Below are 23,768 nucleotides of genomic sequence, written 5' to 3' on the forward strand. Positions count from 1 at the left end.
ATTGTTAGTGTCTGACGTTTCAACGGCTTATGGCCTTAAATCGTTCCGAGAATCTTTGTCAGACGTGGCTGGGCTGCGATCAATTGCATGATTGCCCGCACGGCGGTAACGCGGACGCGTAATCACGATTTTTTAAGGCATCCCATGCGCGAGAGACTTCGCAATTTTATCGAGTCGAGCCGGTTCGAATGGACCATCACGGCGGTCATCGTCGCCAATGCAATTGTGCTGGGGCTGGAAACCGTGCCGTCGATCATGCGCGATTATGGCGGTCTACTGTTGTGGCTCGACCAGATCGCGATTGCGATTTTTGTGATCGAGCTTCTGCTGAAGCTGTTTGTATATCGTTTCAAATTTTTCGCCAATGGCTGGAATGTGTTCGACCTGATCATAGTTGGCGCTGCCCTGGTCCCGGCAAGCCAGCAATTCAGCGTGTTGCGTGCGCTGCGGATATTGCGCGCGCTGCGGCTGATTTCGGTGGTGCCGAGCATGCGCAAGGTCATCGTCGGCCTGTTCAAAGCGATCCCCAGTATTGGCACGGTGATCGTAATGCTGCTGCTGCTATTTTACATCAGCGCGGTGATGGCCACGAAGCTGTTTGGCGAGGCGTTTCCGGACTGGTTCGGCAACCTTGGCTTATCGCTCTATTCGCTGTTCCAGATTATGACCCTCGAAAGCTGGTCCATGGGCATCGTGCGCCCGGTGATGGAAGTCTATCCCTATGCGTGGGCGTTTTTTGTGCCGTTCATCCTGCTTACCAGCTTCATTGTGCTCAATCTCTTCATTGGTGTGATCGTCAACGCAATGGCAGAGGCAACGGGCGAAGAAGCGCATAGCGAGCGTGAGGAGATCCTGCTGCAGCTCAAGGCGCTACGCGAGGATGTCGCAAAGCTGGGGAAACAGGGATAGCGCACTCCCTTACTCGGCAACGCCTTGCTAGACGGCAGCGATGAGTTCCGACGACAACGACATCCCCGATTCTGATCCGTTCGACGCGATTGTCGATGCTCCATTCGATTCTGCCTTGTCGGAACGCTATTTAGTTTATGCGTTGTCGACGATTACGGCGCGCTCACTTCCCGATCTGCGCGATGGGTTGAAGCCGGTTCACCGGCGCCTGCTGTGGACGATGCGTCAGCTCAAGCTGGATCCGAGCAATACGTTCAAAAAATCCGCTCGCGTTGTGGGCGAAGTTATCGGTAAATATCACCCGCATGGTGACACTGCCGCCTATGATGCGATGGTCCGGCTCGCGCAGGATTTCTCGCTGCGTTACCCGTTGGTCGAGGGGCAGGGCAATTTCGGCAATATCGATGGCGATAATGCCGCTGCTTACCGGTATACCGAGGCCCGCCTGACCAAGACTGCGATGCATCTGATGGCGGGATTGGATGAGGGCACCGTCGACTTCATCCCGACCTATAATGGTGAGGAAGAAGAGCCCGAGCTGATGCCGGGGCTGTTCCCCAATTTGCTCGCCAACGGCACCAGCGGGATCGCTGTGGGCATGGCGACCAATGTACCGAGCCACAATGTCGCCGAGATAATCGATGCGACTCTTGAACTGATCGACAATCCGCATGTCGAGCATGAGCGGCTGATGGAACTCTTCCATGGACCCGATCTGCCGACTGGCGGGCTGATCGTCGATAGTCCCGAAATCATCTCCAAAGCCTATGCAACAGGACGCGGTAGCTTCCGTATTCGCGGGCGCTTTTATGCGGAGGAAGCCGAGAAAGCGGAAGACAAAGATGCGGGTATCGAACGACTTGGTGGCGGGCAATATCAGCTCGTTATCAGCGAGATCCCGTATCAGGTTCAGAAGGGCAAGCTGATCGAGCAAATCGCGCAGTTGATCGCCGACAAAAAACTACCGATTCTCGAAGACGTGCGTGATGAAAGCGACGAAAATATCCGGCTGGTGCTGGTTCCCAAGAACCGCAATGTCGATCCCGAATTGCTTAAGGAGTCGCTCTACAAGCTGACCGATCTGGAAACGCGGTTTGGCCTCAACCTGAACGTGCTCGATGCGACGCGCACGCCGTTGGTGATGGGACTGAAGGAACTACTCCAGAACTGGACGACAGCGCAGATCGAAATCCTGCGCCGCCGTACGCAGCACCGCCTGGACAAGATCGCATCGCGGCTGGAGCTGCTCGAAGGCTATATCATTGCCTTCCTCAATCTTGACCGCGTGATCGAGATTATCCGGACGGAAGACGAGCCCAAGCCGGTGATGATGGAGGAGTTCAAGCTCACTGACCGTCAGGCCGAAGCGATTCTCAACATGCGGCTGCGCAGCCTGCGCAAATTGGAAGAAATGCAGCTGCGTGAGGAGAAAGACGCGTTGCTGAAAGAGCAGGACGAGCTCGAGAAGCTGCTCGGTTCACCGGCTCGTCAGCGCACGCGCCTGAAGCGCGATCTTGCGGCCCTTCGCAAAGAATATAGCGAAGACACCGATATCGGTCGTCGCCGTACAACGATTGCCGAGGTGGCACCGACTGTCGAGTTTAGCATGGACGCGATGATCGAGAAGGAACCGGTCACAGTCGTACTCTCGCAAAAGGGTTGGGTTCGCGGCGCGAAAGGGCATGTCGATCTGGCCAGTGCAGAAGACGGCAAGGGCGATTTCAAATATAAGGAAGGCGACGCGGCGGCTTATGCGCTGCACGCGCAGACGACCGACAAGCTGCTGATCGCGGTCGACAATGGCCGGTTCTTCACGCTCGGCTGCGACAAATTACCTGGTGCACGCGGCTTTGGCGAGCCGATCCGCAATACGCTGGATATCGATGCCGAGACGCAAATTGTCGGGATCGTGGTATATAAACCCAAGGGCCAGTTGTTGCTCGCGGCGTCTAACGGCAAAGGCTTCGCGGCCGAAATGGACGAGATGCTGGCAGAGACCAAAAAGGGGCGTCAGGTCGTCAATCTTAAAGGCGATGCGAAATTTGCCGTGATGCGAGAGATCGCCAAGGAGCATGACCATATCGCCGTAGTTGGCGACAATCGGAAGCTGGTGGTATTCAGCCTTGAGGAGCTACCAATTCTCGGACGCGGCCAGGGTGTCATGCTGCAACGATACCGCGATGGCGGATTGTCCGATGCCACGACGTTCAAGCTTGAGGACGGGTTAAGCTGGGCGATGGGCGGGAAGGGCGACCGGACGCGCACCGAGACTGAAATCTGGCAATGGAAAGTCGCACGCGGTGCGGCTGGACGGTTGCCGCCACAAGGTTTCCCCAGAGACAACAGATTCTGACAACAGTTTGAAAAAAAGAGGGCCAAGCGCGATTGCTCGTGCCTGACCCTCCCTGCGACCCGAAGGCCTCTGCAACTGCATGATGGTACAGCTGCAGGAACTCTTCAGTCGGGAGAAGTCGCCGCCGCCCAATGAGGGAGGGCGGGCAGACGGCAACTTCTAACCTTTGTTGGTCAATTGACGTTTACGTTAAGGGCAATAACATTAAGCTAAGCTGAAGTAATAATGCATCAGTAATTCGTTACATTTGTTCACGATTGCCTGCGGCTTTGAGGACGGTTGCCACCGGCTTGGCCCGCGCGTGACGGACCTTTGCGATGGCCGGGTTTGCTGCCCTGTCCGCCGCCAGAACCGCCAACTTGCCCGCCACCGCGATCATCGCGCCGTTTGGCAGAGACGACCGGCTTGGTAACTGGGCCTTTCTTATGGCTGACATTTTTCGCGCGGCCATAGGTCGGCTCGTCACGTGCTTCATTGCCGCGATTGCGTTGGTCGCGATCTTCACGGCTTCGGTAATTGCCTTGATCGGGGCTGCGGCCCTCCGCGTCGCGCCAGTTACGGTCACGAGGCTGTTGTTGCGGTTTCTTGTTCTTTGGCTTGCCGCGACCGCCACCGCCACCGCCACTACCGCCACCTTTGCGGAAGCGTGCATTGCGATCATCGGGATTGCGCTCTGCACCGGAACCTTTGCGGGCTGGAGCGGGCAGTGCCTTGGCTTGGGCGATAAAGTCTTCCGGGATCGGAGCGGGCGTCAGTTTAACACCCGTAAGCCGCTCGATATCGCGGATATAGGGCCGCTCATCAGGGGCAATGTAGCTAACCGCAAGGCCGCTGCGACCGGCGCGTGCTGTCCGGCCGATGCGGTGGACATATTGCTCGGCGACATTGGGGATTTCGAAGTTGAACACGGCACTTACGCCGGGGACGTCGATTCCGCGCGCGGCAATGTCGGTTGCGACGAGCACTGGCACGCTGCCACGACGAAATCCGTCTAGCGCGCGGGTGCGCTGCGCCTGTGATTTGTTGCCGTGGATTGCGCCTGCATTGATTCCAGCCGCAACCAGATGACGTACAACGCGGTCTGCACCATGCTTTGTCCGCGTAAATACGAGCGCGGTTTCAATGTCGCCGTTCTCGATGCCCTTGCGCAAACTGATGGTCAGCAGTGCCTGCTTTTCTTTTTGGTCGATAAAGGTGCTAAACTGGTCAACCCGCTCTGCAGTGGTCGATTGCGGAGCAACCTCCACGCGGACCGGATTGTTGATGAAGCGCTTGCCCAACTCGACAATGCTCTTCGGCATTGTGGCGGAGAAGAACAGGCTTTGACGTTGTTTGGGCAACATATTGGCGATGCGGATAAGCGGCTTGATGAAGCCGAGATCCATCATCTGGTCAGCCTCGTCGAGCACAAAAATCTCGACATTGCTAAGCGATAGAGCACGCTGCTCGCACAGATCGATCAGGCGGCCCGGTGTCGCCACCAGAACGTCACAGCCGGGAACCAGCTTGCGGGCCTGCTGGCGGACCGGAAGACCGCCGAACACGACCTGGACATTCAGATCGAGGAAGCGCGCATAGTCGCGCATATTGTCGGCGATCTGTGCCGCAAGCTCGCGCGTCGGCGACAGGATCAGCATCCGGCACGACGCTGGTTTCCGTTCTTCCGGATTTTGTGCGAGCCGGTGCAATGACGGCAGCGAGAACGCGGCGGTCTTGCCGGTACCCGTTTGCGCGACGCCAATTAGATCTCGGCCATCAAGCAATGCGGGAATAGAATCCCGTTGGATAGGTGTGGGTTCAGTGTAGCCCTTCGTGTTCAATGCACGGAGGATAGGCTCGGCCAGGCCGAGTTTTTCAAAATAAGACATAATAACTTTCAAATGTGCGCCGAACGGACTCCCAAAGCATCAGGAATCCGCGCGCAAGTAGGTCCTTACGGCGACCCAAGCGTGAAAAGGGAAGCATGCGATTAACGCAAATTCCGTGCATTGGGTGCGGGACTAAATCCTTGTTTGTAAGGAGAAGTTCACGCTCGCAGCCAATTTCGCAGACGATTTCTGCGCCGGACGTTGAGCAGCATGTAGGGGCAGGGTGTTAAGATAGCAATGAAATAAGCTGACAGAAACTAGCCGTTCGGCGCGCGCCGTCCTGCGAGCTCTTCTTCCAGCATGGCCATGACGCGGGAACGATCCGGGAATTGTTCGTTGATCCAGCGATCCTCGACGGCTTTCATTATCCGCGCAATCTCCGGCCCGGCCTCCACGCCTTTTGCGACGATCTCGCCGCCTTTCAGAGGAAGCTCAGGAATGTCCCAACCCGCCAACTTGCTCAGCGATCCACCGGCCAGCAATACCCGATCAACCGCACAATCGCGCCCGTTGCGATAGGCCAGGGCGCGCGATGCATATTGGTCTTGTGGCAACCGCGCGGCAACGCAGAAAAGCCGCTCCCGCTGCTCGCGAGACAGCCGCAACCTCGCTGCCACCGTCTCCGCAACCGGCGGTAGCGCCGGCAGGAGCGCGGCAAGCCGGCGTAGAGGATCGGGCGAAACACGTTGCCCCTCCTCAGTCCTAATCAGTGCCGCAAGAACCTCGACCTCGTGCTTGCCCGTTTCTGGCAATACTACTGGCAGAACACCGCATTCGCGCATCCTTACGACAGTTGCGAGCGGGTTGGGCAATGCCAGCAACGATAGCAGTTCCTTAGCAATCCGCTCGCGGCTCAGCTTCGTCAGCGTGTCTGCCAATTCGGCGCAGGCTTCTTCTGCCTCTCGGTCCAGATCCGCCCCAAATCGCGCCTGAAACCGGTAATAGCGGAGGATACGTAGGTGGTCCTCCCGAATTCTTTCACGCGCGTCGCCGATAAAGCGAATTCGGCGGTCACTAAGGTCCTCCATCCCGCCGAAAAAGTCGGAGATTACCCGAGTCTCCGGATGCGCGTATAACGCGTTGATTGTGAAGTCTCTTCTGGCGGCGTCGTCGCGCCAATCGCTTGCAAAGGCGATTGTCGCGCGGCGTCCGTCGGTCGAGACATCCTTTCTGAGTGTAGTGATCTCCACATGCCCGCTCGGCAGAACGGCGGTGATGGTGCCGTGGTCAATGCCGGTTGGGACGGTGGTGATACCGGCTGCTTCCAGCCGTGCGATGACTTCGTCCGGGATCAAGATGGTTGCCGCGTCGATATCCTCAACCGGAGAACCGAGCAGCGTGTCACGTACCGCGCCGCCGACCCAGCGGATATTGTCTGCGTCCAGCGTCGCGACAAGCCGTGCCAGATCATCGCGCCTGGTCCATTCTGCAGCGGGCAAGAGACTAGCCACCAAGCAACTCCTCCACTGCAATCCGCCGGGAAAGATTGGCAATAATCGCCGCCGTCACGCCCCAAATTCTAAAGCCCTGCCAGTCCATTTCGAGATAATGCCGCATTTCGCCGCGCCAGAACACCTCGTTCTCGGTCCAATTCGAAAGATTGAACACTTGCGCCACGGGAACTTCAAACCACGCTTCAACTTCGCGCGGGTGAGGGGTGAGTGACAGATCGGGGGGAACCACACCCAGAACCGGAGTGATGTCGAAACCGGTGCCGGTTTGATAGCGGTCGGTTGTACCGATCAGGCGAACATGCTTGCGGTCTAGCGCCAATTCTTCTTCGGCCTCTCGCAAAGCCGCTTCGACAGAGGTTTCGCCATCGTCGACTTTTCCGCCTGGGAACGCGACTTGGCCGGGATGGTCGCGCATTGTGGTGGGCCGCTGGGTCAAGATTAGTCCGGGTTCAGGACGGTCGGTAACAGCGATCAAGACAGCGGCATCGGCTGTGCGCTCGGCAATTGCGAATCGCTGATCGCTAAGCAAGTCGGGGATGTCGGTTTGGTGGCCACGCTCGAACAAAGCAGACAGCCGGTCGAACAGCGCGCTCATACAGGTAGCAAAGAAAATTGTACGCCTTCGCTCTCAACTGTCCAATCATCACCCGATGCCAGCGCAATTTCGGCGAGTTGCTGGTAGGTGCTACGATTGAGCCGTGCTTCACAGCCCCGCCGGACGGTGAGATAGAGCGAAGGCGTATTCGTATCGCCGCGGGCTATCAAAGGGTTGTCCGGACCGGCTACAACCAGCTCATCCGTGTTCAGGCGAAAGCCGAGTCCGCCGTCGCGTTCGGCGACATCGGTGGCGATAAAGGCTGCATCCTCGACTTCGATCGAGAGTTTCTGGAATGGCGTTACCAGCCAATAGGCGCCGCTATCGTCGCGTATCAGCAGGCTGGCAAAAGCGCGTACCATCGCGGGGCGAGTGATTTCACCGCCATTGTGAAACCATGTCCCATCGGCGGCGATACGCATCATGCTGTCGCCGGTATTTTGCGGATCCCATTGTTCGACTGGGGGAAGCTTGCGCTGCTCGACCTGCTCGGCGATTTGAGCGAGCGAAAGGTCAGCGAGTTCGGGTGGGGCTGTGTAAGGCATTGTTGATCCTGCGATGCCAGACTTGAACTATTCCTTCAACGCCGATGGCCATGGGCCGAGCATTCCTTCGTCAGGGAGGATCACAGTATTCTCGCAGCGGACCAGCAGGCGGTCGTGGTCAAACGGGCCAGGGCAGTGCCAGTTCTGCGTTGCATCGGCGCTAAAGCCGAAGAACCGGCCATAATAATCGGGGTCACCGATCATTACTTGCGGGAGCGCAGCGCCTGCATCGATTGCGCCCAATGCCGCCAGCATCAGCGCTTTGCCGTACCCTTCGCTTTGCTTCTCGGGTAGCACTGCGACAGGGCCGACCATAATCAGCGGGTGATTGCGGCCGTCGGGGTCGGTCAATGCCACCGGCCACAACTGGATTGTGCCAGCCAGATACTCATCATCATCCAACGCTGCGAAACTCAAGGCTTCCAGCCAATCCACACCTTCGCGGATACGATACGCTGTCCGCGCCTGACGTCCTTCGCCGAAAGCACGATCAAGCAATCGCTCGATCAGATCGGTATCGACATTAGCAAGGGGAATAATCGTTGGCATTGCGGGCGAGCCGATAGGCCCCGTCCGCAATGCTGTCGATCAATTTCCGCTATTGTACAGTGTGGATCAGCTAGCAGGCGTTAGGCGTAGCAAGCGTCCGCCTTCGCCGTCTTCGATCACCCAGATTGCACCGTCGGGCGCTTCGAGCACACCGCGCAAGCGGGTGCCAAAATCGTACCGCGCGGCTTCGGTCGCATTTTCACCGTCTACCTTAATATGGATCAAAGCGTTGCTCGAGAGGCCCGCGATCAGCGCAGTGCCTTTCCATTCGGCGAACATATCGCCGCTAAGGAAGGTCATACCGCCAGGCGCGATAACCGGCGTCCAGGTAATGGCCGATTGTGCAAGGTCCGGACGCGTGTCGTTATCAGGAATCGGATCATTATCGTAATGCACGCCGTTGGAAACCACAGGCCAGCCGTAATTGGCTCCGGGCTTCACGAGGTTAAACTCATCGCCGCCTTTGGGGCCGTGTTCTACTTCCCACAAACGGCCTTCGGCATCGAAATCCATGCCAAGGATGTTGCGGTGGCCGTAGGACCAGATTTCAGCAGTCACGCCGCCTTTGTCGGCCATCGGATTGTCCTTGGCAGGCGTGCCGTCGAGATTGAGGCGCACAATCGTGCCGATATTGTTGGTATTGTCCTGCGCCGGGGTCATCTTCTGACGGTCGCTCGAAGCAACATACATCAACTTGCCATCAGGCGAGAAAAGAATGCGGTGTCCGTAATGTCCGCGACCGGTGGTTTTCGGGGCCTGCCGCCAGATGACTGTCAAGCCTTGGATCTCGCAGCTATCATGATCTTCACAGGCTAATGTGCCGCGCCCAACAACTGCCCCTCGCGTGTCGCCATCCCCGGCTTCTGCCCAGCTGAGATAGACCATCTTGCTGGTTTGGTAGTCCGGGGCAAAGGCTATATCACCAAGGCCGCCTTGGCCGCCATAGTCCACTTCCGGCTCTCCGGTTACGAAGCCGATTTTGCCATTCGCGGGCTGGAAGAATTTAATTGCGCCCGATTTCTCGGTAATGAAAACGTTGCCTGTTCCCGGCTCAATCGCAGCGGCCCATGGCTCGTTATATTCTCCATGCGTGGTGATCGTGAACGGGCCGACCGATTCCGCTTCCGCCGTCGCGACGACCGCGGGCGCTTGCTCTGCGCTGTCCACCGATGCGGCGGCTCCGCAGCTTGTGAGCGCCAGCGCGAGCGGTGATAGGGAAATAGCGATAAAGGATTTTTTTGAGATCATCATGTTAGCTGCAACTCCCGAAAACGGATTTGGTGCCAAGGGTTATGTCATAGGCTTAGATGAGGCGGGAAGGGGCCCGCTTGCGGGGCCCGTTGTGGCGGGCGCGGTCGCGCTTTGCAAGCCGCATCCAGCAGGGCTCGACGACTCGAAGAAACTATCCGCCAAACGACGCGCAGAACTGGATTTGGCGGTGCGCGCTAAATGCGCTTGGGCGGTTGGAGTGGTCGGTGTCGACCAGATTGACGAGCTTAACATCCTTGGTGCGACCATGCTGGCGATGACCCAGGCGGTCGAGCGGCTTACGCAGATTGTCGGCGGTATTCCGAAGGCGATCTTGATTGATGGCAATCTCTCGCCATCGGGGCGTTGCGACGAATGGCGGACTGGTTTCTGGGGGGAGGGGAAGCCGATTATCGGCGGCGATGCCTTGGAGCCTGCAATCTCCGCCGCCTCAATTGTCGCAAAGGAATGGCGCGACCGGCTGATGTGCGCAGCGGCAATAGAATATCCGCAATACGGGTGGGAGCGGAACAAAGGCTATGGGACCAAGGATCATATGATTGCTCTGCGAGAGCATGGTCCAACGCCGCTGCACCGACGCAGTTTTGCACCGGTAGCGCAGTTGAATTTGTTCGGTGCATGATTGGCAAGCATTGGAGCCCACATGAGAGTAGCCGAGTTGTATTTTGATGAAAGCGGCTCGCACCAAGGTTCGCGATACTTGACGGTTGCTGGGTTTTGGTTCGAGTCTGCCCAAGCAGTCAGGTTCGCCCGTGATTGGGAAAAAATATTAGATCGGTTTGGACTCCAGTACGCGCACATGACGGATTGTGCGCTAGGTTTTGGCCAGTACAAAAACATGTCACTGGAAGATCGCATTAAGTCTGGCAGCTTGTTGATCGAGAACATTAAGCGCCGAACCAGGTTTGGTTTCTCGGTAACAATTGAGCCATCGCGCTATCTAGAAGTCATGGCAGATGTCCCGGGCGCACCGAGTCCTTATACGCAGTGTCTCATGACTCTATTCCATCAAATCAGTCGATTTGTGAGGGCGAACAATTTTGACGGACAAATCCGCTGTCTGTTTGAGGCAGGGCATGAGAGCGCAGCAGAAGCAAACAGATACTTTGATGCCATCTCCCTACATGGTGCCGATTGGACTGATGCTGTTCGATATGGTGGGCACGAATTTGTCGACAAGCGAGATGCATTGCCGTTGCAGGCTGCGGACATGTTAGCTTGGCAAGTTCGTCACTTTTTTGAGAGGAAGGCTAAAGGGCACGATAAACCTCGCAAGGATCTCGTCGCTCTTACCCGTCCGCTCGACATGTCTGCGGAATTCGTTGGCAGCTCTCTTGAGGCCCTCAGAGATTTCCTCCTCGAATTAGAGCCAATTGTCCGTTCGGGGGATAATCTTTCAGCCTTGGCCAAAGGAGCCGAGATTTTTGATCGATACGGCCTTAGTTATTCTCCTCCGCCTAAGAGAAAAATCTAACTTAAAGTCGTCTATGCCAATATCTCGCGCGCTTCGGCGGCGACCACTTCTGCAATGGCAGCATAGCTGTCGGCGAAGGCTGCTCCTTCGCGCCAGATCGCCGCGATGGAGCGTTGCTGCGACCAACCTTTAATCTCAAATCGGCGTACCATGTCTTCACCGCCCGTTTCGGAGCGGAGGTAGAGTTCCGGGAGGATTGCGAGGCCAAGGCCGGATCCCGCCATCTGGCGCAAACTGTCGAGGCTAGTGCCTTCATAGTCGCGGAGCAGTTCGGCACCCATTTCCTCGCAGATCCGTTCGGCTTGCTGGTGCGAAGGATGCCGCCGGTCGAGACTTAGCACAGGCTGTCCGGCGAAATCCTCCATCGTGAGAGCAGGCTTGCTGACCAGCGGGTGGTCGGGCGCGCCCACCAATTGCAGCGGTTCGCGGAAAAGCGGCTCGCTATGCAGTTCAGAACCCAGGACAGGTAGCGGCGCAAGCATCATATCCAAGCGGCCATTGCGCAATTCGGCAAACTGATCGGCGGGAATTCCCTCACGAATATAGAGCTTCAGATCGGGGAAGTCCTTGTGCAGTCGGACAACCACATGCGGCATCAAATAGGGGCCAATGGTCGGCGATACGCCGAGCCGGATTGTACCCGCCATGCCGTTCTGCCCGCGATCGGCAATCGCGCGGATTTCCTCCATATCACGCATGACTTTGCGCGCTCGGCTGGAAATCTCGCGGCCTATCGGTGTCAGGCGTACCGGCCTGCCGCGCTCTACCAGCTTGGTCCCTAGGCGCAGTTCCAACTCCTTGAGCTGTTGGCTGAGCGTCGGCTGGGTGACATTGACGCTATCGGCAGCGCGCCCGAAATGCTCGGTGTCTTCGATAGCGACCAGATATTGCAATTGACGTAATGTTGGCATGATAGGTGAATTCTATCAAAAACTGCGAATACATACAATTGGAATTATCGAACGATCGCTGCAATATAGTGTTCAACAGGGCAGCAACAGGAGATTTCGATGAAGAACTATCTCAAGAAATTGCGCCAGAGACATCGCCGGATTGATCGCCTGATCGATACCAGCAAGTCATATGGCAAGCAGGACGATGTAAAGGTCCTCAAGCGTATCCGCTTGCAGCTCAAAGATCGAATTGCCGAGGTGCAGGCCAGTAATAGGCCAGCACCGCAATAATCGGTAAGGGCGGCGTCTGGTTCTCTCATCCCCTCCTCCCGAGGAACCAGGCGTCGCCTCACACATTATAGACAAACAGTAACGGCGTGGCGGTGTATTCCGCGGCGCCGTTTGCTATAGGGGCCTGCAAACGGGCTTATGCAAGGGGCAAAGGATTATGGTCGTTCAGAATGCGGTAGAGACCACCGGCAAGTATTTGCGGGACTTTTTGAAAGCGGAGAGCGCCGGCGGCATCGTCTTGATGGTCGCGGCGTTTTTGGCGTTGGTGGTCGCGAATAGCAGCCTGTCCGACTGGTATCTGAATACTCTGGCGACGCCGGTCGTGTTCACGGTTGGCGGCACCGGGATCGAAAAATCCGCCCTGCTCTGGATCAATGATGGCCTGATGGCGCTGTTCTTCTTCCTCGTTGGACTGGAAGTGAAGCGCGAAGTCTTGACCGGCCAGCTATCGAGCTGGAAGCAAGCCTCTCTTCCACTCTTTGCCGCAATTGGCGGTATGGCGTTGCCGGCATTGGTATTTCTGGGCATCAACTGGAATGAGCCGGAGAATCTCGCGGGCTGGGCAATCCCCGCAGCGACTGACATTGCCTTTGCTCTGGGTATCCTTGCGCTGCTTGGCAGCCGCGTTCCGGTTGCGCTGAAGGCGCTGCTCCTTGCAATTGCGGTTATCGATGATATCGGCGCGATTGCGATTATCGCATTGTTCTACACGCCGGGTGTACAGACCGACATGCTGCTGTCAGCTGCGGTAGTATTTGTCGCGTTGCTGCTGGTCGGCCGTGTGAAGATCGGATCGCGCATTCCCTATGTCATTCTCGGTGTGATCCTGTGGTATTTCGTCCTTAAATCGGGCGTCCACGCGACGCTGGCAGGTGTTGCCTTGGCGATGACTATTCCGCTGCATGACCGCAATGGGGAGAAGGTTCTCGAGCATATGGAGCACGGACTGCACCCATGGGTCGCATTCCTCGTTGTGCCGATTTTCGCCTTCGCTAACGCAGGTGTCGGCTTGCTCGATATCGAAGTTTCATCTCTGCTTGCACCGCTGCCGCTGGGCATCGCAATGGGCCTGGTTGTCGGCAAGCAAATTGGTATCGTTGGTTTCGCATGGATTGCAGAGAAGACCGGTATCGCCACCCTGCCAGAAGGTATCAGCTGGATGCAGATCTGGGGTCTGTCGCTGATCGCCGGTATCGGTTTCACCATGAGCCTGTTTATCGGTAACCTTGCCTTTGTTTCGCCGGAACAGATTGCTGCGGTGAAACTGGGCGTGCTGAGCGGATCGCTGGTTGCTGCACTGGGCGGGGTGTTTATTCTCCGCGCAGCGAGTAAGCCTGCTGCATGACAACAGCGGCACTGCTGGTCCTTGCGGGCCTGATCGGACTTGGGTTTGGCGGCGAATGGCTGGTGCGCGGTTCCGTGGGAATTGCGCAACGGATGGGCATATCCAATCTCGTCACGGGATTGGTGATTGTCGGCGCTGCCACCTCAATGCCGGAAATGGTCGCCAGTATTCAGGCGGCGATGATCGGATCGCCGGGTATTGCCTGGGGTAATATCGCCGGGTCCAATATCGCCAATACGCTGCTGATCCTGGGTGCGGCCGCGCTGGTTGCGCCGATTGTCTTGACCGGGGCGGGGCGGCGCGACGCGGTTGTCGCCTTGGCCGCATCGGTGTTGATCTGGCTGCTGACGTGGCAAGGCATTGCTTCGCCGCTGCTTGGCATGGGCCTACTGGTTCTGCTCGTGGTTTATATTGTGTGGCGCTACCGCCACCCGCGTCCTGATGATGAGGAAGAAGACGAAGACCCGCCGATCCTGTGGAAGGCGATCCTGTTCTTCATTATCGGTGTGGCGGCGCTAGTTGTCGGGGGTAAGTTGCTGGTCGATGGCGCGGTGGATATCGCGCGCTTCGCCGGTCTGAGCGAGACCGTGATTGGTTTGACCGTGGTCGCTATCGGCACATCGCTGCCGGAACTGGCGGCGTCAGTTGCAGCTGCGCTTCGCGGAAAGTCCGGTCTGGCACTGGGTAATGTAGTCGGATCGAACATTTACAATCTGTTGCTGATCGGCGGAGTTACGATGACCATCGCGCCATTCCCGATCCCGGCTGAATTGGTCGATGTGGAACTGCCACTGGTGGTCGGCTCGGCGCTCATGCTGCTGCTGCTGTGCTGGTTCGCAAACCGCATCAATCGCTGGCTTGGTGGAGCGCTCTTGCTCGGCTTTGCGGCGTTCAACGTGATGCTGCTCATCTAAATCGACACTTAAATCAGCGGGAGAGTCTTTCGCGCAACACCCCACCATATCGAGTCTGCAATTCTCAGCAGACTCAATATGTTGTGGGGGACTCTTTTCGTTCACTCTTGGTTCCGCCATGGTTAGCGGCCTGTTAACCATGTTCTGCGAAAACTCTTTCCTTGACGTGGAGTCCGCTAGGACTCACCCTGTGGATAACTTCAATCGGGGGAATGAGTATGGGGGTCCAAGAGACCTTACTAAAGCGCGCACCAACCAAGGCTCGCGCCAAGAAGACCGAAGTCCAGAAGGCCGATCTGCCGTCCAAATTACCCTTGGGTCAGATCCTGTCTGGCGACTGTGTGGAGGCGATGCGGAGCATCCCCGATGCCAGCATCGATCTGGTGTTCGCAGACCCACCCTACAACCTTCAGCTCGGCGGCGATCTCAACCGTCCCGATGGCAGCGCAGTCGATGCGGTTACCGATGATTGGGACCAGTTCGATAGCTTCAAAATCTATGACGATTTCACCAAGGCTTGGCTGACAGAAGCCAAACGCATTCTCAAACCCGATGGCGCGCTGTGGGTCATCGGCAGCTATCACAATATCTTCCGCGTCGGCGCGATTCTGCAGGATTTAGGCTTCTGGATTCTCAACGATGTCGTGTGGCGCAAGAGCAATCCGATGCCCAATTTCCGCGGCACCCGATTCACCAATGCGCATGAGACGCTGATCTGGTGTTCGCAGGGTGAAAAAGCGAAATACCACTTCAATTACCGCGCAATGAAAACGCTGAACGATGAACTGCAAATGCGCAGCGATTGGGTGCTGCCCATCTGCGGCGGCGGTGAGCGTTTGAAAGAAGGCGGCACAAAGGTCCACCCAACACAAAAGCCAGAGGCACTGCTCTACCGCGTGATGCTGGCGACAACCGAGAAAGGCGACGTTGTGCTCGACCCGTTCTTCGGCACCGGCACGACCGGCGCGGTTGCGAAACGTTTGGGCCGCGAATGGATCGGCTGCGAGCGTGAAAGCATCTATACCGAAGCCGCTCTCAAGCGGATCGAGAAAGAGCTTCCGCTAGACGAAAGCGCGCTGCAAACTATGCAAGCGGGCCGCAATGCCCCCAAAGTCGCTTTCGGCGCGCTGGTCGAGAACGGCTATATCAAACCGGGTACCAAAATCTTCGACAAGAAGCGCCGCTGGATCGCAGAAGTCCGCGCCGACGGTTCTGTAACGCATGGCAAGCAAGCCGGTTCAATCCACGGGCTCGGCAAAGAGTTGCAAGATGCCCCAAGCTGCAACGGCTGGACGTTCTGGCACTATGAGGTCGATGGCGACGTGAAGCCGATCGATGCAGCGCGGCAGGATTACTTGTTGGCGGTTGAGGATTGACGGTCCGGTAGCAATTTGGGCGCGCGAACAGGCGAAAAAGCGCGACCGGATACCGAACAGATACTCTCCCCATGAGCTTGTAAAGCGATAGAAGGGTTACCATATAAAAGTCATCGAGAGACCATTTTTAATGCCCCTCTTCGACTGAGAGACAATTGCGCTCCCGCATCAGGGAGTAAAGCGCATTGGACCTCAATAGACTTCTCTATGACCACCAAATAGCGTTGATGAATTTCGCATGGGACGAACCTGTTTCAGGCGAACACGACGCTGTTGATCTTTGTGAAAAGCGTCTGCGCTCAGCGCGTGGACATCTAGGCGTCACACAATATCCCGCAAACTCCACGAAATTCGACCGCGGACGGCAGTACCGTCCCGTGCGCAAGAGGACTCTGTCATGACTGCCAATATTGAACGCCGATTCACCCGTGGCCGTGGTCAGGGTGTCTTCGCCCTAGAGCCATTCACACGGGGTGAAACTCTCTACGTAGGTGTGCTCGACGACATCCCCGTCCAAAATCACTCTCATGCATCGCAATTGAGCAAGACAAAATTCGGCTTTCACAAAGGTTTCAGCTCGATCTTCAATCATTCTTGCGACCCGAATTGCGGTATCATCCTGAACGAATCCGGAGGCCATGATATCGTTGCGATCAGAGATATCGGCGTGGAGGAGGAAGCGACGTATGATTATGCGATGCGCAATTTTCGTATAGAGCATTTCCCCTATCCGTGCTCTTGCGGAACGGTAGGTTGTCGCGAGACTATCACTGGCTGGAAAGACTTACCACAGCGGCGCAAGGATCATTACGCCGGATTTGTCGCGCCTTACCTGTTGGAAATCGACAGGGAGAACACATTGTCCAAACGTCCGGTCCTGGATTCAAAGCGCGTTGTCGCTGATTTTAGAGGAGCTATCGACAGCTTGTAGAAATCCCTGCGCTCAGTTGGTAGGTTGCGAGAGAGCGGCTTTACCTGCTCTACATTCTGTCACGCGCTAATTACTGCTATCTCTCGGCCCCGACGTGAAGTGGCGGTAAAGCCCAACGGCCAAGGCAATGAGCATCACGACGAGCAGCGCCACCAGCCCGTAGATCACAAAGTGTCTAATCTGCATGCGTGCCCTGCTCGCCTTTGGCTTCTTCGGCAAATTCTTGCGCAATTTCGGTATCTTCTTGGCTGAGCGGAGCCGTCGCGTCAGCTTCATACTCTTCTGCTCGTAACGCCTCTTTGCCCCACGCCTCGGCTGCCGTGGCCGCAATCCGGCGGCGATTGAGCAGGGGATCGCTTAGGGACAAGTCCAGTTGACGTGCCTGTTCGGCGCGGCACTTTTCTGCGGTCAGGCGCACCGGGGTGTTACTTGCCGCGTCCGGTTTTCATGTGTTCCAGGCCTGGAATTACACCAGCTTTTTGTGATGGATTCGAGGCGTTGGTTTTGACCTTCTCTGCTTTCGGCTTGCGGATCTCACGCTTCGATTTTCTTTGTGACTTGGCCATTGATTGGGCTTTCCTTGATCTTTATTCATACGGAACTGTTTGTTGGCAGTCCTGCAGGATCGCTCGTTTCGGTCTGTCGAACATCCGTACGTGGCGATTGCTAAATCTGTCTCAGGAAAGCCGATCAGTTAAAATCTGATCGTAAGGAGACACCGTCAGACAGCGTTCCGGCCAACATGCCGCAACGACGTAGAATAGATATGGGGACGCTGGGCAATGATTGTAAGGCAGGCTTACACTTGTCAGCGCTAAACGCTGATTAAACCCTCAAAAATGGAAGCAGGTTTCGGCGGTAGTCGGGAAATCGACATCACGATGATAATAAGGCGATATCGTCTCTGTCCTACGGGCTTCTGCACCGCTAGAATCGCAGGATGATCATTACAAATCCAATCTGTTCCGATTCCTTCTCTTGGACCCTGTTCCATGTGTTCCATCGTGTTGGATTTACCGAGGGGAGAACTGCGCATGACAGATCTTAACCGCCCGTCATTCCCGCGAAAGCGGGAACCCGGAGTAATCGAGCGCCTAGCCACCCCCGCGGTTCCCGCTTTCGCGGAATTGACGTGAAGAGGATGTTGAGAGCCAAATGACCGATAAGATATACATCCGGCCCATCGGGCCGTCTGAAAGCCCGCAAAGTGAGGAAGGCGATACGGTCCGGCTTGCGGGCGGGATGGTCTATGCGCACCGGTTTGCGGTGTTGCATCGGAGCGGTGGCAAGACAGTTCAGCGGTGGCTGGTGGCGCCTTCTGGTATGGACGATGTGCTGTCCGCGCTGCCCGATGATCTGGCGAGTGCAGCGCAGGCGCAATGGACGGCACTGGGCGCTACGCATCAACCGTTACACCTTGGCGACCGGACAATCGTGCTCGATCAGCCGCAGATCATGGGCATTCTCAACGTGACGCCCGACAGTTTCTCGGACGGCGGCGAGTTTCTGGATGACGTCGAGGCAGGCCGCGCGCATGCCGCGGCGATGCTCGAAGCAGGCGCGGCGATGGTCGATATTGGCGGCGAAAGCACACGTCCTGGTGCGCCAGCGACATGGGAAGGCGACGAGCTGGAGCGGGTGTTGCCAGCGGTCGAATATTGTTCTGCAATGGGCGCGGCGATCAGTGTCGATACGCGGCGTCCGGCGGTTATGGAGGCTGCGCTCGACGCGGGCGCGCATATCATCAATGACGTGTCGGCTTTGAGGCATGATCCGCGTAGTCTGGAGCTGATGGCTGCGCGCGGATGCCCGGTGGTGCTGATGCATGCACCGGGGGAAGGAGAGGACCTTCACCGCAACGCGAACTATTTGAACGTTGTGTTCGATGTGTTTGACTGGCTCCAAGCGCGGCGTGATGCAGCGATCGCTGCGGGTATTGATCGAGCAAATATCATCCTCGATCCGGGCATCGGTTTTGGCAAATCGCTGGCTGAGAACCTTGCGCTGATGAACGCTCTGCCGTTGTTTCATGCGCTGGGGCAGCCGTTGCTGCTGGGCGCCAGTCGTAAGCGGATGATTGGTGCGCTATCGAATGAGGCACCGGCCGAGCAGCGCTTGGGCGGTAGTATCGCGCTGACAATTGCGGGAATGAATGCGGGGGTACAACTGCACCGTGTTCACGATGTTGCACCGGCGGTTCAGGCGCGCAATGTGTGGCGCGGGATGCGCGATGCGGCGCTTACTGACTTCGGGGATATTGCGGCTGATCTTCCGGCGAGGTAACTTCGCAACCGTTGGCAGATTACGGTGCGCGTACCCGGCTGATCAGCGTTTTGAGAGCATCGGCGATCCATTGTTCGTCGACGTTGTCATAGTCGGTGGTGACAGGCTCTTTGGAAGCCAGCGTGTAGGCGCTTCTGTCCACGGTATCGCAACCCAGCACGGCCTTGCCATCCTGCAGCTTCACCGAAACGGCCACGGTACGCTTGCTGTGCACCTTGATGACATATTGTTTGAAGTCGGATGTCGCGCCTTCTTCGGCAAGTTCAAAATCACGGCGGCCTTCAAAAGATTCCTTCACCAGCTCGACCAACCGCGCGAGTTTCGGGGCTTCGTCCCGGTCCCAGCGGAACCGCTCGAATTGCTCGTCGTCGACCACGCTTGAAAACTGGTCGCAAACCTGTTGGAATTCGTCCTGTGCCATGTGTGGTCCTCGCGTTGGATCTGCCCCAACTGGCACGATCATCGGCTGCTAGACTAGCGCGATAAGCCTTAATATCGCGTCAAAATCGAGAACTATCGCATGCTACCTCGCACCGTTCAGCGCTGCGGGCAGCGTTGATGCTGGTGGCGGTTAGGACGCAGCGAGCCTGCTCGTAGGCGTCCGTTCCCGTTCCTGACCCTAGAGCGAAAAACCGCCGTCGCTTATTTGCACCGTTCCGGTGATATTGGCGGCGGCATCGCTCAGCAGGTAGCCGATATTTCCGGCGATCTCGTCTGATGTTGCAAGTTTGCCGCGCGGTGTTCCAACGGCGAGCGCTTGTAAGGCGGCTTCGCGGCCTTGCTCTTCGACCATCTTCTGAAAGGCTTCACCAGCGTCCCAGATCGCCGTGTCGACCCCGCCCGGGGCAATAGCGTTGACGCGGATCTTATCCGCTGCGCCTTCAGCCGCTGCGAGGCGTGCCATGTGCGAAACGCCGGCTTTGGCGACACCATAGGCGCCGATGGCGGGTACAGCTTTGTGGCCAGTGATAGAGGCGACCAGAACCGCGCTCCCTCCGCCCGATTTTTTCATCGCGCGTAGTGCCGTGCGCAGGGTCAAAAATGCGCCATCCAGATTGACGCTCATCACTTTGCGCCAATCGCTGAATGTGTGGTCCGCTATCGGGGCAAACGCTCCAATACCCGCATTGACGATCGCATGATCGAGACTGTCGAGAGTGACATCAAGTCCGTTCCAGAAACCCTCATCACTGACATCGGCGGTGTGGAGCTCTGTGTCGCAGGACAGCTCCATCGCTGCGAGGCCGTCTGCATCCTTGTCGATCAAGATCAGCTTTCCGATACCGCTCTGGTCGAGCCACTTCGCGCTCGCCGCGCCAATGCCCGAGGCAGCACCAGTGATAAGCGCAGAACGCCCGCTAAAATCGAGTTCGTTTTTCATGGAGCGGCGCCTAGCAGTAAGACATGCCGGGGCCTAGGCCGATTTAGGCTGCGTCGCCAATCCCGAGATCGCCGAGCTTGCGGTAGAGCGTCGAGCGGCCAATGCCGAGGCGGCGTGCGACCTCTGTCATGCGTCCGCGATAGTGGCCGATGGCGAGGCGGATCACATCAGCTTCGATCTCTTCCAGCGGACGCAAATTCCCGTCAGGCGTGTAGAGCATAACGCCGACACCTTCCTGAAGCGGATTAATTGCATCGTCGAGTTCACCAAGGATTTCGGACAATTGCGGGAAGGATTCAGCGGTGAGAGTTTCCTTGTCGCAGAACACGGCGGCACGGAACAAAACAGCCTGTAATTGGCGCACGTTGCCCGGCCAATCATAGGCGGCCAGCAAAGTCAGCGCGCCATCGCTGATCGACTTTTGCACCATTCCAGGTTGATCGCCAAAGCGGGCGAGGAAATGACGCGACAACGCCGTGATGTCACCCTGGCGGTCGCGCAGGGGCGGCAACGATATTTTGGTTTGCGAGATCTCGTCCAGCAGATCCGGATGGAAGTGCCCGATATTGTTTTTCTCGTCGATTAGATCGGTGAGCGGCAGATTGCTCGCGCAGAGCAAACGGACGTCGATCTTGAAACCGTGCTTGGCACCAATGGGCCGCACGATGCCGGACGACATTGTCTCTGCCAATTTGGCCTGCAAATCTGCATCCAAACGGTCGATCTCGTCGAGGATCAGCGTGCCGCCATCGCATTGTTGCAAAGCGCCGATCTGGCGGTCAAATGCGCCCGGAAAAGCGTTCTGCTCATGCCCGAACAGGACAGATTCGATGGAATTGGCCGCCACGCTGCGGACATTGATCAGGCGCATCGGTGCTTTGGCGCGCGGGCTGGCCCCATGCATTGCGCGCAGCAACATTTCCTTGCCGGTTCCACTTTCGCCCTCGATCAGAACCGGCCCGTGCCCGCGTGCAGCCTTGGCAGCTTTGGCCAATGCCGAGCGAAATTCCGGGGCATTGCCGATCATCGCGTCGAAATCGAGCACGGTATTCATTTTCTCGGTCAGCGGCTGCAGCTCGTCTTTAGGCGCCTCTTGCTTGGTAGAACTGCGCAGTGCCTGCATCAGCCGATCAGGCGAGACCGGCTTGATAAGGTAATCTGTCGCACCCGAACGCATTGCTTCGACCGCGAGCAGCGGACTAGCGCTGGTGGTCAGCATCAGGATCGGCATGGCCGGACGGCGTGCTTTAAGTTCTTCGATCAAAGTACAGGCATCATCGCCTGGAACCCATTGATCGAGAATAATCGCTGAGCATTGCATGCCTTGGCGTGTTCCGAGCATCGCAATCGCGGTCTCTGAATCCTCGACGACAAGCGTGCGCCAACCCTCGCGCGCGGCGAGTGCAGTGATCAACCGGCTTTGCGCCGGCTCATCATCGATCAGCATCAAAAGGCGCGATTCGCTCTCTGCCATAGTCTCCAAAACCGTCCCGTTGCGGTACAGACCCTCCGTTTAGAGCGAACCGGTAAAGGTCTAATTAAGGCTAAGAAGAAGTTTCAGGCCCTTGATGCACAGCAAAGCGCGCGATAGACCGCTACCGAACGTCTCGTTCAACACTTTTCAAATGGGGAATACGTATAATGGCATCGGCAAACGACATGAAAGCGGCGGAGAAAACCTACAGCGCCTTCATCGCTAATTTGAAATGGACGGTACCCGTGATTGCGGTCATTACCGCCATCGTCGTCATTCTGATCTCCAACTAAGATCGCCACTTTGCAAATCGCAGCCCTGAAAGAACGCGCCGCCGGTGAAGCGCGCGTTTCGATCACTCCCGAAACGGTGAAGAAGTTCATTGCGCTCGGTGCCGAAGTGACTGTCGAAAAAGGCGCTGGCGAAACTGCGTCGATTTCCGATGCTGCTTTTGAAGATGCGGGCGCTACCATCGCGACGGCAGCAAAAGCGGCTGAGGGGGCAGAGATTATTCTCAGCGTGCAGGCTCCCGATGTTGCGGCGCTGAAAGGCGCTGCAAAGGGCGCGTGGGTTGCCGCGACTTTCGATCCGGTCGGCGACAAGGGTCGGGTCGAGGCCTATGCCAAGGCGGGCTTCGAAGCGTTATCAATGGAATTCATGCCGCGCATTACACGGGCGCAAAGCATGGATGTTCTGTCCAGCCAGTCCAACCTGTCAGGCTACAAGGCGGTGATTTCTGCAGCCAATGAATATGGCCGCGCTTTTCCGATGATGATGACGGCTGCCGGGACGGTTCAGGCGGCGCGTTGCTTTGTCATGGGTGTCGGCGTTGCGGGCTTGCAAGCCATCGCGACCGCCAAGCGTCTTGGCGCGCAGGTCAGCGCGACTGATGTTCGCAGTGCCACCAAGGAGCAGATTCAGTCGCTCGGTGCCAAGCCGATCTTCGTGGAGAACGTCGCGGGTATCGAAGGCGAGGGCAGCGGCGGCTACGCCACCGAAATGAGTGAAGAATACCAGAAGGCGCAGGCCGAACTGGTATCCAGTCATATTGCCAAACAGGATATCGTGATCACGACCGCGCTGATCCCGGGTCGCGCTGCACCGCGCCTGATTTCCGACGCGCAGATCGCTACGATGAAGCAAGGCAGCGTGATTTTCGATCTGGCGGTTGCGCAGGGCGGCAATGTCGAAGGCAGCGAGCCTGACAAGATAGTGGTGAAGCATGGCGTCAAGATCATGGGTTTCTCCAACACACCCAGCCATCTGGCGGCAGATGCATCGGCGCTGTTTGCACGCAATCTCTACAATTTCCTCTCCGCGTTCTGGGACGCAGAGCAAGGCAAGCCTGTGCTCGACGAGGAAATCGGTGATGCCGTGCGGCTGACGCAAGGCGGTAAAATTGTGAATGAAAGGCTGCTCGGATGAAGCCGTTAGCTCCGCTTTTCCTGTTCGCTCTAGCTGGCTGTTCGCAGTTGAGTGGCAGCGGACCAGACTATGGCCGCGATGAAGCGATTGCCGGAGCAGCATTCCGGGCCGAGGCATTTGAAACCTATGCCAAGCTCAATCCGGTCTGCCCTTATACAGCGAATACCGACCAACTGGCGCGTTATGCCGAGCCTGCGGAGCGCTTCCAGAAATTGCGCGATTGGGTCGCGGATACGCCGTTCGCAGTCGATCTCGCGATTGTCGAGGGGCGCTTCAATCACTTTTGGAGCGTCAACACCGCAGAATGCGGCCCGACCGATAACGAAGAGAGCATGGCCGCTTTCAATGCCGAGCTGGAAGATTTGAACCGGCGTCTAGCGGCGCTCGAAAAAATGGCGGGAATGATCTGATCATCGCGCTGAATATTTGTAATTCACTG

Annotated in this window: 25 protein-coding genes; 13 read left to right on the plus strand and 12 right to left on the minus strand. The window is 57.2% G+C overall.

Annotated features, from left to right (window positions below; genetic code table 11):
* The first annotated feature begins 144 nt into the window (after window positions 1-144).
* Complete coding sequence (locus GRI35_RS06735; RefSeq protein ID WP_160613449.1) at window positions 145-909, plus strand: ion transporter; 765 nt, start codon at window positions 145-147, stop codon at window positions 907-909.
* A 40-nt stretch (window positions 910-949) separates the two neighbouring features.
* On the plus strand, window positions 950-3,262 hold the full coding sequence (gene parC, locus GRI35_RS06740) for a DNA topoisomerase IV subunit A (RefSeq protein ID WP_160613450.1): 2,313 nt from the start codon (window positions 950-952) through the stop codon (window positions 3,260-3,262).
* Between the two features lie 251 nt (window positions 3,263-3,513).
* Here parC and GRI35_RS06745 read toward each other — a convergent pair whose 3' ends face one another.
* The 6 genes from GRI35_RS06745 to GRI35_RS06770 all read right to left on the minus strand — a co-directional run bounded on the left by GRI35_RS06745 (window position 3,514) and on the right by GRI35_RS06770 (window position 9,524).
* Entirely contained in the window at window positions 3,514-5,130 is a 1,617-nt protein-coding gene (locus tag GRI35_RS06745; protein WP_160613451.1) for a DEAD/DEAH box helicase, read from the minus strand.
* A gap of 257 nt (window positions 5,131-5,387) precedes the next feature.
* Window positions 5,388-6,581, minus strand: a complete 1,194-nt coding sequence (locus tag GRI35_RS06750; RefSeq protein WP_160613452.1) for a CCA tRNA nucleotidyltransferase — start codon at window positions 6,579-6,581, stop codon at window positions 5,388-5,390.
* Entirely contained in the window at window positions 6,574-7,179 is a 606-nt protein-coding gene (locus GRI35_RS06755; protein ID WP_160613453.1) for a CoA pyrophosphatase, read from the minus strand. Before GRI35_RS06755 ends, GRI35_RS06750 begins: the two co-directional genes overlap by 8 nt.
* Entirely contained in the window at window positions 7,176-7,724 is a 549-nt protein-coding gene (locus tag GRI35_RS06760; RefSeq protein ID WP_160613454.1) for a DUF1285 domain-containing protein, read from the minus strand. The genes GRI35_RS06755 and GRI35_RS06760 overlap by 4 nt, the downstream gene beginning before the upstream one ends.
* A 27-nt stretch (window positions 7,725-7,751) precedes the next feature.
* Window positions 7,752-8,273, minus strand: a complete 522-nt coding sequence (locus GRI35_RS06765; RefSeq protein ID WP_160613455.1) for a GNAT family N-acetyltransferase — start codon at window positions 8,271-8,273, stop codon at window positions 7,752-7,754.
* A 66-nt stretch (window positions 8,274-8,339) separates the two neighbouring features.
* Complete coding sequence (locus GRI35_RS06770) at window positions 8,340-9,524, minus strand: PQQ-dependent sugar dehydrogenase (RefSeq protein ID WP_328598426.1); 1,185 nt, start codon at window positions 9,522-9,524, stop codon at window positions 8,340-8,342.
* Here GRI35_RS06770 and GRI35_RS06775 point away from each other — a divergent pair.
* Complete coding sequence (locus GRI35_RS06775; RefSeq protein ID WP_160613456.1) at window positions 9,523-10,164, plus strand: ribonuclease HII; 642 nt, start codon at window positions 9,523-9,525, stop codon at window positions 10,162-10,164. The genes GRI35_RS06770 and GRI35_RS06775 overlap by 2 nt on opposite strands.
* A gap of 21 nt (window positions 10,165-10,185) precedes the next feature.
* Window positions 10,186-11,016, plus strand: a complete 831-nt coding sequence (locus tag GRI35_RS06780; protein ID WP_160613457.1) for a DUF3800 domain-containing protein — start codon at window positions 10,186-10,188, stop codon at window positions 11,014-11,016.
* An 11-nt stretch (window positions 11,017-11,027) separates the two neighbouring features.
* Here the strand turns inward: GRI35_RS06780 and GRI35_RS06785 are convergent, their stop codons facing one another.
* Complete coding sequence (locus GRI35_RS06785; RefSeq protein ID WP_160613458.1) at window positions 11,028-11,927, minus strand: hydrogen peroxide-inducible genes activator; 900 nt, start codon at window positions 11,925-11,927, stop codon at window positions 11,028-11,030.
* A 99-nt stretch (window positions 11,928-12,026) separates the two neighbouring features.
* On the opposite strand from GRI35_RS06785, the gene GRI35_RS06790 reads away from it, so the two are divergent.
* The 5 genes from GRI35_RS06790 (at window position 12,027) to GRI35_RS06810 (ending at window position 16,766) form a co-directional block, all read left to right on the plus strand.
* On the plus strand, window positions 12,027-12,200 hold the full coding sequence (locus GRI35_RS06790; RefSeq protein ID WP_160613459.1) for a YdcH family protein: 174 nt from the start codon (window positions 12,027-12,029) through the stop codon (window positions 12,198-12,200).
* Window positions 12,201-12,357: 157 nt separating this feature from the next.
* Window positions 12,358-13,545, plus strand: a complete 1,188-nt coding sequence (gene nhaA, locus GRI35_RS06795) for a Na+/H+ antiporter NhaA (RefSeq protein ID WP_160613460.1) — start codon at window positions 12,358-12,360, stop codon at window positions 13,543-13,545.
* The gene (locus tag GRI35_RS06800; protein ID WP_160613461.1) at window positions 13,542-14,459 is read left to right on the plus strand and encodes a calcium/sodium antiporter; all 918 of its coding nucleotides are present in this window, start codon (window positions 13,542-13,544) and stop codon (window positions 14,457-14,459) included. The genes nhaA and GRI35_RS06800 overlap by 4 nt, the downstream gene beginning before the upstream one ends.
* 218 nt (window positions 14,460-14,677) lie before the next feature.
* On the plus strand, window positions 14,678-15,835 hold the full coding sequence (locus GRI35_RS06805) for a site-specific DNA-methyltransferase (protein WP_407985156.1): 1,158 nt from the start codon (window positions 14,678-14,680) through the stop codon (window positions 15,833-15,835).
* A 397-nt stretch (window positions 15,836-16,232) separates the two neighbouring features.
* The gene (locus GRI35_RS06810) at window positions 16,233-16,766 is read left to right on the plus strand and encodes an SET domain-containing protein-lysine N-methyltransferase (protein WP_160613463.1); all 534 of its coding nucleotides are present in this window, start codon (window positions 16,233-16,235) and stop codon (window positions 16,764-16,766) included.
* Between the two features lie 175 nt (window positions 16,767-16,941).
* On the opposite strand, the gene GRI35_RS06815 is transcribed toward GRI35_RS06810, so the two are convergent.
* Window positions 16,942-17,184 (minus strand): hypothetical protein, encoded by a 243-nt coding sequence (locus GRI35_RS06815; protein WP_160613464.1) that lies wholly within the window; start codon window positions 17,182-17,184, stop codon window positions 16,942-16,944.
* Between the two features lie 7 nt (window positions 17,185-17,191).
* Window positions 17,192-17,332 (minus strand): hypothetical protein, encoded by a 141-nt coding sequence (locus tag GRI35_RS13705; protein ID WP_202390526.1) that lies wholly within the window; start codon window positions 17,330-17,332, stop codon window positions 17,192-17,194.
* 589 nt (window positions 17,333-17,921) lie between these two features.
* On the opposite strand from GRI35_RS13705, the gene folP reads away from it, so the two are divergent.
* Entirely contained in the window at window positions 17,922-19,049 is a 1,128-nt protein-coding gene (gene folP, locus GRI35_RS06820; protein ID WP_160613465.1) for a dihydropteroate synthase, read from the plus strand.
* Window positions 19,050-19,068: 19 nt separating this feature from the next.
* On the opposite strand, the gene GRI35_RS06825 is transcribed toward folP, so the two are convergent.
* The 3 genes from GRI35_RS06825 to GRI35_RS06835 form a co-directional block, all read right to left on the minus strand.
* A complete protein-coding gene (locus tag GRI35_RS06825) occupies window positions 19,069-19,470 on the minus strand; it encodes a hypothetical protein (RefSeq protein ID WP_160613466.1) in 402 nt (133 codons plus the stop codon).
* 198 nt (window positions 19,471-19,668) lie between these two features.
* The gene (locus tag GRI35_RS06830; protein WP_160613467.1) at window positions 19,669-20,430 is read right to left on the minus strand and encodes an SDR family NAD(P)-dependent oxidoreductase; all 762 of its coding nucleotides are present in this window, start codon (window positions 20,428-20,430) and stop codon (window positions 19,669-19,671) included.
* A 43-nt stretch (window positions 20,431-20,473) separates the two neighbouring features.
* Window positions 20,474-21,904 (minus strand): sigma-54-dependent transcriptional regulator, encoded by a 1,431-nt coding sequence (locus GRI35_RS06835; protein WP_160613468.1) that lies wholly within the window; start codon window positions 21,902-21,904, stop codon window positions 20,474-20,476.
* A gap of 167 nt (window positions 21,905-22,071) precedes the next feature.
* Here GRI35_RS06835 and GRI35_RS06840 point away from each other — a divergent pair, with 167 nt between their 5' ends.
* From GRI35_RS06840 to GRI35_RS06850, 3 genes are read left to right on the plus strand one after another with little or no spacing between them, the layout of a single operon-like run.
* Window positions 22,072-22,197, plus strand: a complete 126-nt coding sequence (locus GRI35_RS06840) for an aa3-type cytochrome c oxidase subunit IV (RefSeq protein ID WP_160613469.1) — start codon at window positions 22,072-22,074, stop codon at window positions 22,195-22,197.
* 10 nt (window positions 22,198-22,207) lie between these two features.
* Window positions 22,208-23,329 (plus strand): NAD(P) transhydrogenase subunit alpha, encoded by a 1,122-nt coding sequence (locus GRI35_RS06845; RefSeq protein WP_160613470.1) that lies wholly within the window; start codon window positions 22,208-22,210, stop codon window positions 23,327-23,329.
* Window positions 23,326-23,739 (plus strand): hypothetical protein, encoded by a 414-nt coding sequence (locus GRI35_RS06850; RefSeq protein ID WP_160613471.1) that lies wholly within the window; start codon window positions 23,326-23,328, stop codon window positions 23,737-23,739. The genes GRI35_RS06845 and GRI35_RS06850 overlap by 4 nt, the downstream gene beginning before the upstream one ends.
* Window positions 23,740-23,768 lie beyond the last annotated feature (29 nt).

Source organism: Pontixanthobacter aestiaquae, assembly GCF_009827455.1.
Classification (GTDB): Bacteria; Pseudomonadota; Alphaproteobacteria; order Sphingomonadales; family Sphingomonadaceae; genus Pontixanthobacter; species Pontixanthobacter aestiaquae.